Source organism: Dechloromonas denitrificans (assembly GCF_020510685.1).
Taxonomy (GTDB): Bacteria; Pseudomonadota; Gammaproteobacteria; order Burkholderiales; family Rhodocyclaceae; genus Azonexus; species Azonexus denitrificans_A.
In genome coordinates this window covers 1913257-1926706 of sequence record NZ_CP075185.1, presented here as the reverse complement: position 1 = coordinate 1926706, position 13450 = coordinate 1913257, and the positions used below count along the sequence as shown (strand labels likewise).

Below are 13450 nucleotides of genomic sequence, written 5' to 3'. Positions count from 1 at the left end.
AGTCTCCGTTGTTATTCTTCCGGCACCGGTAAAGGGACCGTGAAAATGAAATTTGCACCCGCTCCGGGCTGGCTTTCTACCCAGAGATTACCACCAAAATATTCGACGATCTGCCGGCTGATCGGCAGGCCCAGACCGGTCCCCTGCGGTTTGTCGGTCATCGTGTTGCCGCCCTGCCGGAACTTTTCAAAAATGACCACGCACTCCTCAGCGGTCAAGCCGGGACCGTTGTCGGAAACGACAACGCGCACGAATCTGCCGTCGATCGTCAGCTTGACGCTGACCCGCCCGCTGCCGCCAGACACGAACTTCACCGCATTCGACAACAGGTTGATCATCACCTGGGTCAGGCGATCCCGGTCGGCCAGAACGACCGGGCCGCTCGCCGGAATATCGCCGTCCAGCGCCACATCTTTTTCCCGAAAAAGCTGACCGAGCGAATCCATCGCCTCGCGCACCACGTCGCCGATATCGACTTTCCCGGTCGTCCATTCGGCACGTCCCGACTCCATTTTGGCCATGTCGAGAATCTGGTTGATCAAGCGGGTCAGCCGCTCCGCTTCGTTGACGATGATGCCGAGGAAGCGCGTGCGATCGACGAGCTCCATCCGCGGATCTTCGTGCAACATCTCGGAGAGCGCCCGGATCGAGGTCAGTGGCGTCCGCAACTCGTGGGTCACCGTCGAGATGAAATCATCCTTCATCCGATCCAGCTCGCGCAGACGCTCGTTGGCCTCGCGCAATTCGGCGGTCGCCGCCTCCAGTTCGCCCTGCTTGGTTTCCAGTTCGCGGCTGTAGGCGCGCACCTGAGTCGCCTCGTCGAGAATATCGAGGACCTCCTCCAGCCCAAGATCCTCTTCCTGGGCGACCGACGCCACCATCACCCGCGCACTGGCCGAGCCGATCGCCCCGGCCAGTTCGGCTTCGGCAAAGTGCACGAAATCGGCATCGGCCGGCAAACTGCGCCAGTCCCCAGCGCCGCGATTCCCGGCATAGGCCGCCAGTTGCTGGCGCGCGCGCAGCGGCCCGAGGAAACGCTCAAGCAGTTCGACCAGCGCATCGACCGAGGCATTGCCGCGCCACAGCCGGGTATCGGTTGCCCGCTGGGCATGCCGGAATACATCGACGAAGCGCTCGGCCTGCCCGGCCTCGACGGCATCCGGCTTCGAATTGAGCGACACCACGACGTAACAACCGATATTGGCCAGCAGACTCCACCACAGGCAGTGCGAAATCTCGTCCATTCCGGTGAGCCCGAACAGGGCCTGGGCCTTCAGCCAGCCGATGCCGAACAGACCGTGCTCGACGAAGCCGCTGCCGATCCAGCCCGACTTGGCGAACGACGGCAGCAACAGCGTGTACAGCCAGATGCCGAAGCCGGCCAGCAAGCCGCCGATGGCCCCGGCCCGGGTGCCCTGCTTCCAGTACATGCCGCCGAACATGGCCGGTGCAAACTGCGCGACCGCAGCAAAGGAAATCAGCCCGATACCGACCAGCGCGTAGGCTTCGCCGGCGACCCGGAAATAGATGTAGCCGAGCAGCAGGATCAGCGTGATGGCAACGCGCCGGATGCCGATCAGCAGACCGGAAAGATCCTGGCGCTTTTCGATTTTCAGCCAGGTCGAGCGGAGCAGCCAGGGCATTACCAGATCGTTGCAGACCATCGTCGACAAGGCGATGGTTTCGACAATGACCATGCCGGTCGCCGCCGATAGGCCACCGATGAAGACCAGCAGCGCCAGCGCTTCGGCGCCGCGGGTCATCGGCAGCGTCAGCACGAAGACATCCGGATTGACGCTCTGCCCCTGGAAATGCAGCAGACCGCCGAGCGCCAGCGGCAGCACGAAGATGTTGATCAGCAGGAGATAGAGCGGAAAAAGCCAGACGGCACGCTTCAGGTGCGACTCGTCGACATTCTCGACGACGATGATCTGGAACTGGCGCGGCAGGAAAATGATGGCTAGACCGGAGAGCAGGATCAATGCGGTCCACGTCCCGGCGCGCGCCTCATCGAGCTGCACCAGGCGATGGAGCTCGGGACTCGCCGCAGCCTGCTGGAAAAGATCGGACAAGCCGCCGAACATCCCGTAGGTGACGAACAGACCGACCGCCAGGAAAGCGACCAGTTTGACCACCGACTCGAAGGCAATGGCGGCGACCATCCCCTCGTGCCGCTCGGTCGCATCGAGATGACGCGTCCCGAACAGAATGGTGAACAGCGCCAGGACGGCGGCGATCAGCAAGGTCGAATCGAGCCACCAGGGCAGCAAGGTGTGGCTGGACTGCTGGAACAACACGTCGAAGCTGGCGGCGACCGCCTTCAGTTGCAGCGCGATATAGGGAACGACGCCGATCACCGCAATCACCGTCACCAGGCCGGCCAGGAACTGGCTTTTGCCGTACCGCGAGGCGATGAAGTCGGCAATCGAGGTGATGCGCTGGGCCTTGCTGATGCGGATCATCTTGATGATGACCCCGACGAACATCAGCATCAGGGTCGGCCCGAGATAAATGGTCAAAAAGGACAAGCCACCCGAGGTGGCGCGCCCGACACTGCCGTAAAAAGTCCACGACGTGCAATAGACGGCCAGCGACAGCGCATAGACATTGGCCGAAATGATCGACCGCCCGGCGTCGGCCCGCGCATCGCCAAAGCGTGCCACCGCGAACAACAGTCCGAGGTAGGCCGAGGCGAGCGCGGCAACGAACCAGCCGGAAAGCACTTACGACCTCCGCCGTTCGGCCACCCAGGCGGCCAGCGCAATCAGGCCGACCCAGACGCCGAACAGGTACAGGTAAGTCGCCGGGATTCCCCCCAGACTGCCACCGGGCAGACTGAGCAGGGGAAACGTCAGCAAGGGCACGCCGAGCAGGCCGAGCGCCGCGAAACGTTGCCGAACAGGACTGGCTCTCTTCAAAACGCACCCCCGGAATAGAAAACGGTCGACACGCCAAGCGTGCCGACCGTTGTTGGCATGCAGTCTGATGCGACCACACGGGAGGTCACCTTATGGGCGACCATTGTCTCCTCCTTGCCTTTTAGTCTGTAGAGGCGGCGTGGCAAGCTCGCCGCCTCTTTGGCTCAACTGGGAACGGAAAGGAAATTAACCCTTCAGTTGTTCCAGAATGGCCGGATTCTCCAGCGTCGAGGTGTCTTGCGTCAGTTCCTCGCCCTTGGCCAGACCACGCAGCAGACGGCGCATGATCTTGCCGGAACGGGTCTTCGGCAGGTTGTCGCCGAAGCGAATGTCCTTCGGCTTGGCGATCGGTCCGATCTCCTTGCCCACCCAGTCTTGCAGTTCCTTGATGATGCGTTTGGCGTCGTCACCGGTCGGGCGCTGACCTTTCAGCACCACGAAGGCGACGATGGCTTCGCCGGTCAGATCATCCGGGCGGCCGACCACGGCAGCTTCGGCGACGATCGGATTGGCGACCAGGGCGGATTCGATTTCCATCGTCCCCATGCGGTGACCGGAAACGTTCAGCACGTCGTCGATACGGCCGGTGATGGTGAAGTAGCCGGTATTGATGTCACGGATCGCACCGTCGCCCGCCAGGTAATACTTGCCCTGGAAGTCGGCCGGGTAGTAGGACTTGACGAAGCGCTCGTCGTCGTTCCAGATCGTCCGGATCATCGACGGCCACGGACGCTTGACGACCAGAATGCCACCTTGACCCCACGGCACGTCGGCACCGGTTTCATCGACGATGGCGGCCTGGATGCCCGGGAAGGGCAGCGTGCAGGAACCCGGCACCAGCGGCGTGGCGCCCGGCAGCGGGGTGATCATGTGGCCGCCGGTTTCGGTCTGCCAGAAGGTATCGACGATCGGGCAGCGACCGCCGCCGACATTGTCGTAGTACCACTGCCAGGCCGCCGGATTGATCGGCTCGCCGACCGAACCGAGGATGCGCAGCGACGACAGGTCGTAGCTCTTCGGATGGATGGCCGGGTTGTTGTCGGCCGCCTTGATCAGCGAACGGATCGCAGTAGGCGCGGTGTAGAAAATGCTGACCTTGTGGGTCTGGATCACCTTCCAGAAACGACCGGCATCCGGGTAAGTCGGCACGCCTTCGAAGACGATTTCGGTCGCGCCGCAAGCGAGCGGGCCGTAGGTGATGTAGGTGTGCCCGGTGACCCAGCCGATGTCGGCCGTACACCAGAAGACATCGTTCGGCTTGATGTCGAAGGTGTACTTCATGGTCATGATGGCGTGCAGCAGGTAACCGCCGGTAGAGTGCTGGACACCCTTCGGCTTGCCGGTGGAGCCGGAAGTGTAGAGCAGGAACAGCGGGTGTTCGGCTTCGACCCATTCCGGTTCGCAGGTTTCCGGCTGGTTGGCCAGAGCGTCGTGCAACCATTCGTCGCGACCGGCAACCATATTGACTTCAGCACCGGTGCGCTTGAAGACGATGACGTTCTTGACGCACTCGCAACCACCCAGGCCGAAGGCTTCGTCGGCGATCGGCTTCAGCGGAATGGCCTTACCGCCGCGGAACTGGCCGTCGGAGGTAATCAGCATCACGGCGCCGGCATCGTGCATGCGATCGCGCAGCGACTGGGCGGAGAAACCGCCGAAAACGATGGAGTGGATCGCCCCGACGCGGGCACAGGCCTGCATGGCGACGACGCCTTCGACGGTCATCGGCAAATAGATGACGACGCGATCGCCCTTCTTGACGCCCTTGGAACGCAGCAGATTGGCCATCTTGCAGACCTTGGCCAGCAGTTCCTTGTAAGTGACCTTGGTCGATTCGCCGTTGTCGGCTTCGAAGATGATGGCGACCTTGTCGCCGAGACCGGCTTCGACCTGACGATCGAGGCAGTTGTAAGAAACATTCAGCTTGCCATCGGCAAACCACTTGAAGAAGGGGGCATTCGACTCATCGAGCACCTGGGTGAACGGCTGCTTCCAGGTGACCAGGTCACGGGCATGCCTTGCCCAGAAACCTTCGTAGTCAGCCTCGGCTTCCGCGCACAGCGCCCGATAGGCGTCCATCCCGGAAACCGCCGCATTCTTGACGATTTCGTCAGACGGATAAATTAGCTGCACGGACTCATTCGACATATTCTTCTCCTCTGCGGTACTTCGCATTTATGTTGAAACAACCGATTGCATCTCGGGCAGAACCCGGGATAGTTAAAGCCGCCCAAGCTGGAGATCGTCAGCAACTCTCTCACCAGCGTTGAAGCGGCATTAGACGTTGATATTCTTACAAAGCGCTTACGAAATCACGCTGCGCCGCAGCATTTCGGCATATCGGGGGGCGCCCGGTAGCAGCGTGATAAACTGCGCCCCCCAGTAAAAAAGTTCCGCCAATGCGCTCCCCCATCAAATATCTCGAATCCTTCATTTTCGCCAGCCGGTGGATTCAGGCGCCGCTCTACATCGGCCTGATCATTGCCCAGGTCGTCTATTGCTGGCTGTTCATGGTCGAACTGAGCCACCTGATCCATAACGCCATCGACACCGCCCACCTCAGCGAAGCCGATGTCATGCTCTCCGTCCTTGGCCTGATCGACGTGGTGATGATCGCCAACCTGCTGGTCATGGTCATCGTCGGCGGCTATGAAACCTTCGTTTCCCGCCTCGACCTCGAGGACCACCCGGACCAGCCGGAATGGCTGTCGCACGTCAATGCCGGCGTGCTCAAAATCAAGCTATCTACGGCGATCATCGGCATTTCGTCGATCCACTTGCTGAAGAGCTTCATCAATGCCGCCAACCTGTCTGAGCACACATTGATGTGGCAAGTCATCATTCATGTTGTATTCCTTTTCTCCGCCCTGGCCATGGCCCTTGTCGACAAGACCATGACCCAGACCCTCGCCTTGCAACATCAAAAAACCCATTGATTCGGAGTTGTGCATGACCGCCATCAAACAGGAAGACCTGATCCAGTCCGTCGCCGACGCTTTCCAGTACATCAGCTACTATCACCCGCTCGATTACATCAAGGCACTGGGTGAAGCTTATGACCGCGAGGAAAGCCCCGCCGCCAAGGACGCCATTGCCCAGATCCTGACCAACTCCCGGATGTCGGCCGAAGGCCATCGTCCGATCTGTCAGGACACCGGTATCGGCATGGTTTTCATCAAGGTCGGCATGCAGGTCACCTGGCCGGACGCGACGATGAGCATCCAGCAGATGATCGATGAAGGCGTCCGTCGCGCCTACGGCAACCCGGACAATCCGCTGCGTGCCTCGGTGCTCGCCGACCCAGCCGGTGCCCGCAAGAACACCAAGGACAACACCCCGGCCGTCGTCCATTTTGAGATCGTCCCCGGCCACCACGTCGAAGTGATCTGCGCCGCCAAGGGCGGCGGTTCGGAAGCCAAGTCCAAGTTCGCCATGCTCAACCCGTCGGACGACCTCGTCGACTGGGTACTGCACAAGATTCCGGAAATGGGCGCCGGCTGGTGTCCGCCCGGCATCATCGGCATCGGTATCGGCGGCACACCGGAAAAGGCGATGCTGCTGGCCAAGGAATCGATCATGGCCCCGGTCGACATCCATGAACTGAAGGCCAAGGCCGCCACCGGCGCCAAACTGACCCGCCCGGAAGAGCTGCGCCTCGAACTGTTCGAGAAGATCAACGCGCTCGGCGTCGGCGCCCAGGGTCTCGGCGGTCTGACCACCGTGCTCGACGTCAAGGTGCTCGACTACCCCTGCCACGCTGCCAACCTGCCGGTCGCGCTGGTCCCGAACTGCGCGGCGACCCGCCACTGCCACTTCCATCTCGACGGCTCCGGCCCGGCCAAGCTCGAAGTGCCGAAGCTGGAAGACTGGCCGGCCGTCACCTGGACGCCCGATCTCAAGGCGGCCACCCAGGTCAACCTGAACACCCTGACCAAGGCAGAAGTCGCCGCCTGGAAACCCGGTCAGAAACTGCTGCTGAACGGCAAGATGCTGACTGGCCGCGACGCTGCCCACAAGCGCATCGCCGACATGCTGGCCAAGGGCGAAAAACTGCCGGTCGACTTCACCAACCGCGTGATTTACTACGTCGGGCCGGTCGATCCGGTCCGTGATGAAGTCGTCGGACCGGCCGGCCCGACCACCGGCACCCGGATGGACAAGTTCACCCGGATGATGCTGGAACAGACCGGCCTGATCTCGATGATCGGCAAGTCCGAGCGCGGCCCGGTCGCCATCGAAGCGATCAAGGACAACAAGTCGGCCTACCTGATGGCCGTCGGTGGCGCCGCCTACCTGGTGGCAAAAGCGATCAAGTCGGCCAAGGTCGTCGGCTTCGCCGATCTGGGCATGGAAGCGATCTACGAGTTCGATGTCGAGAACATGCCGGTCACCGTTGCCGTTGATTCCTCAGGCATCAGCGTGCACAACACCGGTCCCAAGGAATGGCAGATCAAGATCGGCAAGATTCCTGTCACCGCCTGATCTTTGCCATTGGCAAAAAAAAACCCGGCTGAGGCCGGGTTTTTGTTGCGCTTATACCGAGCGCTCGGTTGATTTCCCGACGCACTTCCCGCCGGCCGCACCTGATGGACAAGCCGGGCCATTACCGGCCTTCATCGACTTGCGGCAAGCCACACACACCGAAGTGACCCAGCCCTTGCACGACATCATGGTGTCGGGAGTGGCATTGGCGAGCAAGGCCCGCAGGCGCGCGAAGAACTCTTCCTGGTCGACATTGTTGCCGCCACAGCCGGAAGCATGGACGACGCGATTGCCGCCGGCGCGGATAGCCCCGTCGAGACGACTGATTGCCAGACGCAACAATTCCTCCGTCGATGCCGTGGCGCTGTCTTCCGGCTTCGCCGCAACCCCGGCACTGACCGTGGTTTCGATACGCTGGCCGTGCACCGAAACCTGTGCCGCCGCCAACGCCCGGCAGACCCGCCAGGCAAAGTTCGCACACTGCTCGCGGTCGGCGGTCGGCGAGACGATGGCGATTCGACCATCGGCAAGCTGGCCGATGCTTTCCTCTCCCCGGATCTTGCCGGACAGCAGGCGAGAAAATTTCATCACCACCCTGTCGGCGACCTCCCTACCATACTGACTCTTCAGGTCATCATAGCCATCGATCGCGAAAACCAGAACGCCGACCGGCTCGCTGCCGACAGTCGACGCAAGCAAGTCCTGGAGACACTGTTCGCTACGACTCTTGGTCAGCCGACGCTCAGGGCGCTCTGTATCGGCCGGCTGCTCGCCGCCACCTTCGGCCACGAGTTCATCGGCCAAACCGGCCATCGTGCCGATGCGCGACATGAAGTCGCTCAACCCGATATCGCTCTGACTTCCGAATTCGGCAAGACCAGGCGCCGATTCCGTCTGACTCGATGACGCGCTCAAGCGCTCGCAGACTTGTTTGGCCGCCTTGGCCGCCATTCCTTTCGGAATGAAATCGGAAACCCCGAGCTGCAAGGCGCGCTCTTTTGCCGCGGCGGCAAAGCTGTCCGACACCAGAAGGAAAAATGGCAAGCGATTCAAGCGGGCCAATTTGCTCGCCCGCAGTCGCTCGATCAAGCCAGAGCCGTCGAGCCCGGCAATGTCCAGGCCGGAGATAACCGCAACGATCGACGAGTCAAGCACAAGGCTTTGCCATGCCGACTCGCCGTCGCCCTCCTCGCAAACTTCGTAACTGTCGCGCAAGTATCTGGACAACGAGGCCCGAACTACGCGTGACGCATCAACCAACAGCACTTTCTGCGAACTTGTCATATCTCTTCCGTGCATGATCAACCGTTCCAAGCGAACGTTGAATTGCTATGACCAATTTCGTAGTTTAGTTCATTCAGCAAACAGTGTTCAATGCCAGGCTATGCAATTTGGAAATAGCGCGAGCTGTTTCGGACTATTCATCATTTTCACCACTTGATTTTGCTACCGACCTGTCGCATAGTCACCCACTTACCATTTCCACCCTTACCTTAGATCCGACGATGAACACCCGCCAACTACGCTCCCCGCTTGCTTCTGCTGAACAGCCGGTCGTCGTACGCGTAGTCGTCGTAGGCGTCGTAACGCACGCGCCGTCGCGGATCGGGTAAGCAGAAGCAGACAGAATTCCCCAACCCCCGCCGGCGCAAACCGGCGGGGGTTTTGTTTTGGAGCCCGCCGGTTGTGCCACCAACCTCAAGGAGCACTCCATGACAGAAACTCTCAACGGCGCCCAGATCACTGTGCGCCTGCTCGAACGCCAGGGCATACGCATCGTCGCCGGCATACCGGGTGGCGCCATCCTGCCCATTTACGATGCGCTCGGGCAGTCGACCGCAATCCATCACGTTCTTGCTCGTCACGAGCAGGGTGCCGGCTTCATGGCCCAGGGCATGGCCCGAGTAACCGGCCAGCCCGCCGTCTGCCTCGCCTCCTCCGGCCCCGGCGCGACCAATCTGCTGACCGCGATCGCCGACGCCAAGCTCGATTCGATTCCGCTGATCGCCATCACCGGCCAGGTATCGCGCGCGATGATCGGCACCGATGCCTTTCAGGAAGTCGACACCTATGGCCTGAGCATCCCGATCACCAAGCATAACTTTCTGGTTTCCTCGGCCGAGGAGTTGCTGGAAGTCATTCCGCGCGCCTTCCAGATCGCCGCCTCCGGCCGCCCCGGGCCTGTGCTGGTCGATATTCCCAAAGACGTCCAGAGCGAAACCATTGAAATCGATACCTGGCCGGAGCCGGGCAGAGCCCTGCCGGCCGCCCCAGCCCAGGCGTCGCTGATCGAACAGGCGGCAGCCATGATCAATAGCGCCGAGCGCCCCATCCTCTATCTCGGCGGCGGCGTCGTCCATTCGGGCGCGGCCGATCTTGCGGTCGACCTGGCGCAGAAGGCCAACCTGCCAACCGTGATGACCTTGATGGCGCTCGGCACGATGCCGGTCGATCACCCCCTGTCACTTGGCATGCTGGGCATGCACGCGGCGCGCGCGACCAATCTGGCGCTCGATGAGTGTGATCTGCTGATTGCCGTCGGCGCCCGTTTCGACGACCGGGCGACAGGCAAGGTGGCGCAGTTCTGCCGCAACGCCAGAATCATTCACATCGACATCGATCCGGCCGAACTGGACAAGATCAAGACCGCCCATATCGGCATCACGGCCGACGTGCGCGACGCACTCGGCCAGTTGCTGCCGGCAGTCGCTGAAAATGACCGAAAGATCTGGACCGAGCGCGTCAATGCCTTGCAAGCGCAGTTCCCGTTCCACATGCCGGATGCCGATCAGGCGCTGTCGCATTTTGGCCTGATCCGCACCGTCGCGGCCTGCCTCGACAACGAGGCGATCGTCACCACCGATGTCGGCCAGCATCAGATGTGGGTGGCGCAAGCTTATCCGCTGCGTCGACCACGCCAATGGCTGACCTCCGGCGGCCTGGGAACGATGGGCTTCGGCGTGCCGGCGGCAATCGGCGCCGCACTCGCGGCACGCGACAAGACCGTGGTCTGCTTCACCGGCGACGGCTCGATCCTGATGAACATTCAGGAACTGGTCACCGCCGCCCAGGAGAACGTCAACGTCAAAATCGTATTGATGAACAACGCCGCACTCGGTCTCGTTCATCAGCAGCAGTCGCTGTTCTACGGCGAGCGTCTATTTGCCTCTCAGTTCACGGCAATGCCCGATTTCGTCAAGGTTGCCCAGGGGTTCGGCCTGCATGCCGTCGATCTCGATCAGGCGGCGAATCCCTGCGCGGCACTGATGGAGGCCATCACCCGCCCCGGCCCGTGCCTGATCCATGCCAGCATCGACGCCGAGCAGAAGGTTTTTCCGATGGTCCCGCCGGGCGCCGCCAACCATGAAATGATTGGAAATTGAAATGAATGCCTTCACCCGCAATGAACAGCAAGCCATCTCCCGCGCCGTGCTGGAAATCGATGTCAAAAACCATCCGGGCGTGATGTCGCACGTCGTCGGCCTGTTTTCCCGGCGCGCCTACAACGTCGACGGCATCGTCTGCCTGCCCGTCGGCAATGGCGAGCAAAGCCGGATATGGCTGTTGGTCAATGAGGACAAGCGCTTGTCGCAGATGATCAAGCAACTGGAAAAGCTCGAAGACGTGATCGTGGTGCGCCGCCACGATGCCGACCACGCGGTATTTTGCGAAGTCGAACGTTTTTTTGCCTGCTGAATATCCCGGGCAGTTGAGCCGGCCCCGTCCCGAATCAGAAATGCTTCGGGACGGTTGTGCTGCTCTTTTCCGCTCTGGCTCTGGTCAGCGTTTCGTAGGCGTGAATGACCTGCAGTTGCTCATCGCTAATCGACTCGAAGCGCAGGCCGACGAGATGCTGATGCCCAACCCGGCGGATACGCATTACGCTGACGTAAGCCTCGACCGGGCAAGCCAGGTCGGGCGACTCTATCGTGCAGATACCGACCTCGCCGGTCGGCTTGGCGCCCAGCACCGCAACATCGAGCATGACACTGACACCGGAAACCGAAATGTCGGCCGCCGGAAACTCGAACAGTTTCCCGCCAAGCTGCAGTTGAACCCGGCCTTGCAGATTGAAGCGATTGTAGCGACGACGTTCTCTCACGATGCTGATCCCAAGCTTAATGAAGCGGCATTTTCCCATGCCCACCAGCCCGCTGCAAAAATGAATCCAGCCAATCCGACACAGCTCAATTCGCCCCCCCAACGGGAAAGCTATACTCGCAGGCAATCCAACCCGTTGAGAAATCATGACAACACACGACATTCAGTGGCAAAGCGCACACAGCTATTCCGACATTCTTTTTGACACGGCGGAAGGCATTGCCCGAATAAGCATCAACCGCCCCGAGCGGCGCAACGCTTTCCGGCCGGAAACAGTCAGTCAGTTGATCGATGCCTTTCATCGCGCCCACCGCGACAATGCCATCGGCACCATCATCCTGACCGGCACCGGCAATGACGCATTCTGTTCCGGCGGCGACCAGAAGGTCCGGGGCGCCGAAGGTTACATCGACGAGGGCGGCACGCCTCACCTCAATGTCCTCGATCTGCAGATGCAGATTCGCCGCTGCCCGAAACCAGTCGTCGCCATGGTGGCCGGCTACGCCATCGGTGGCGGCCACGTCCTGCACCTGGTCTGCGACCTGACCATCGCCGCCGAGAACGCCCGTTTCGGACAGACCGGCCCGCGCGTCGGCAGCTTCGATGCCGGCCTTGGTGCCGGGCTGATGGCACGCACCATCGGTCTCAAGCGGGCCAAGGAAATCTGGCTGCTCTGCCGCCAGTACGATGCGGCAACGGCGCTCGACTGGGGACTGGTCAACGCCGTCGTGCCGCTGGAAAAACTGGAAGAGGAAACCGTTGCCTGGTGTCGCCAGATGCTCGAACTGTCGCCCATGGCGCTACGCATGATCAAGGCCGGCTTCAACGCCGATACCGATGGACTGGCCGGCATTCAGGAACTGGCGGGCAACGCCACCGGCCTTTTCTACATGAGCGAAGAAGGCCAGGAAGGCCGTAACGCATGGCTCGAACGCCGGGCACCGGATTTCGGAAAATACCGCAAGCGGCCATGAACATCGTTGCCGCCGACTGGCTGCCTTACTCCCTGCCGCTGCGGCGCCCCTGGCAAACCAGCCGGGGAGTTTTTGACGTACGCCAAGGTCGCCTGCTGCGGCTGATCGACGACGGAGCTCGCCAAGCCTGGGGCGACTGCGCCCCGCTACCGGAATTCGGCATCGACGAGTCGGCGGCAACCGCCTTTGCCGAAGAGACAGCCATGCTCGACCTCGCCGCTCAGAAAGCGCAGCAGCCGCTTAATGCATGGCTCAGCGGCAAACCGCCAGTGGAAAGCGTTGCAGTCAACGGCAATTTGGGTTCGCTCTCGTCGATCAAAGATGATGCGCTGAAACAAGCGCTGGCGACCGGCTATTCGATACTGAAGATCAAGGTGGGCATCGGTGACTGGCGAGCTGAGGTCGCTCACCTGCAAAGGCTGAAGAATCTGTTGCCGCGCGGCTCCTTATTTCGCCTGGACGCCAATGCCGCCTGGAAGATGGACGAAGCCAGCGCTTTCGTCATGGCTTGCGCCGACTTGCCGATTGAAAGCCTGGAAGAGCCGCTCAGCCAACCGACACCGGCTGGGCTTGCCAGCCTGCAGGGTTTGGCCTCGTTCCCTCTCGCTGTTGACGAGTCAATTCAACTGCTTGATGCACCCTTCTTTTATCACCCACCAGTCCGACGTTTGGTTCTCAAACCAGCTCGCCACGGTGGCTTGCTGGCAACCATAGGGCTAGCGCTCAAGGCGCAAGCGAGGGGCATCGAATGCGTCGTCAGTTCCGGGCTCGAAAGCGCCTGCGGCCTGCTCGCCTGCGCTCATCTGGCGGCAGCGATAGCGCCATGGCAGACGCATGGCCTAGGAACGGCCGAGTGGCTGGCCGAAGATACCGGGGCCAGTCCGCCGGTCAGCGCCGGGCGCCTGATATTACCGCGGGGAACGGGTCTCGGTTTCGTCCCGGGACTCACCCAAGCCGCCCGAAAACCCTGAAAAC

The 13450-nt window shown here is 61.4% G+C and carries 11 protein-coding genes; 6 read left to right on the top strand and 5 right to left on the bottom strand.

Annotation, left to right across the window (positions count from 1 at the left end):
- Window positions 1–11: 11 nt before the first annotated feature.
- The 3 genes from KI611_RS09310 to acs all read right to left on the bottom strand — a co-directional run bounded on the left by KI611_RS09310 (window position 12) and on the right by acs (window position 5066).
- A complete protein-coding gene (locus KI611_RS09310) occupies window positions 12–2723 on the bottom strand; it encodes a sensor histidine kinase (protein ID WP_226419541.1) in 2712 nt (903 codons plus the stop codon).
- Window positions 2724–2918: a hypothetical protein gene (locus tag KI611_RS09305; RefSeq protein WP_226419540.1), complete on the bottom strand. Its 195-nt coding sequence runs from the start codon at window positions 2916–2918 to the stop codon at window positions 2724–2726. It abuts the gene before it with no gap.
- Window positions 2919–3104: 186 nt separating this feature from the next.
- Complete coding sequence (acs, locus tag KI611_RS09300) at window positions 3105–5066, bottom strand: acetate--CoA ligase (protein WP_226419539.1); 1962 nt, start codon at window positions 5064–5066, stop codon at window positions 3105–3107.
- 251 nt (window positions 5067–5317) lie between these two features.
- Between acs and KI611_RS09295 the strand changes: the two genes are divergently transcribed.
- Both KI611_RS09295 and KI611_RS09290 read left to right on the top strand, forming a co-directional pair.
- Entirely contained in the window at window positions 5318–5854 is a 537-nt protein-coding gene (locus KI611_RS09295) for a TIGR00645 family protein (RefSeq protein WP_226419538.1), read from the top strand.
- A 13-nt stretch (window positions 5855–5867) separates the two neighbouring features.
- Entirely contained in the window at window positions 5868–7400 is a 1533-nt protein-coding gene (locus tag KI611_RS09290; RefSeq protein WP_226419537.1) for a fumarate hydratase, read from the top strand.
- A gap of 51 nt (window positions 7401–7451) precedes the next feature.
- Here the strand turns inward: KI611_RS09290 and KI611_RS09285 are convergent, their stop codons facing one another.
- The gene (locus KI611_RS09285; RefSeq protein ID WP_226419536.1) at window positions 7452–8714 is read right to left on the bottom strand and encodes a diguanylate cyclase domain-containing protein; all 1263 of its coding nucleotides are present in this window, start codon (window positions 8712–8714) and stop codon (window positions 7452–7454) included.
- Window positions 8715–9112: 398 nt separating this feature from the next.
- Between KI611_RS09285 and ilvB the strand changes: the two genes are divergently transcribed.
- Window positions 9113–10783 carry an acetolactate synthase large subunit gene (ilvB, locus tag KI611_RS09280; RefSeq protein ID WP_226419535.1) on the top strand — a complete coding sequence of 557 codons (1671 nt, stop codon included), beginning with the start codon at window positions 9113–9115 and terminating at the stop codon, window positions 10781–10783.
- A 1-nt stretch (window position 10784) separates the two neighbouring features.
- Window positions 10785–11096: an acetolactate synthase small subunit gene (gene ilvN, locus KI611_RS09275; protein ID WP_226419534.1), complete on the top strand. Its 312-nt coding sequence runs from the start codon at window positions 10785–10787 to the stop codon at window positions 11094–11096.
- Between the two features lie 34 nt (window positions 11097–11130).
- Here the strand turns inward: ilvN and KI611_RS09270 are convergent, their stop codons facing one another.
- Window positions 11131–11502 carry a PilZ domain-containing protein gene (locus tag KI611_RS09270; protein ID WP_226419533.1) on the bottom strand — a complete coding sequence of 124 codons (372 nt, stop codon included), beginning with the start codon at window positions 11500–11502 and terminating at the stop codon, window positions 11131–11133.
- Between the two features lie 145 nt (window positions 11503–11647).
- Here KI611_RS09270 and menB point away from each other — a divergent pair, with 145 nt between their 5' ends.
- Both menB and KI611_RS09260 read left to right on the top strand, forming a co-directional pair.
- Entirely contained in the window at window positions 11648–12475 is an 828-nt protein-coding gene (menB, locus tag KI611_RS09265) for a 1,4-dihydroxy-2-naphthoyl-CoA synthase (RefSeq protein WP_226419532.1), read from the top strand.
- Window positions 12472–13446 (top strand): o-succinylbenzoate synthase, encoded by a 975-nt coding sequence (locus KI611_RS09260; RefSeq protein ID WP_226419531.1) that lies wholly within the window; start codon window positions 12472–12474, stop codon window positions 13444–13446. Before menB ends, KI611_RS09260 begins: the two co-directional genes overlap by 4 nt.
- Window positions 13447–13450 lie beyond the last annotated feature (4 nt).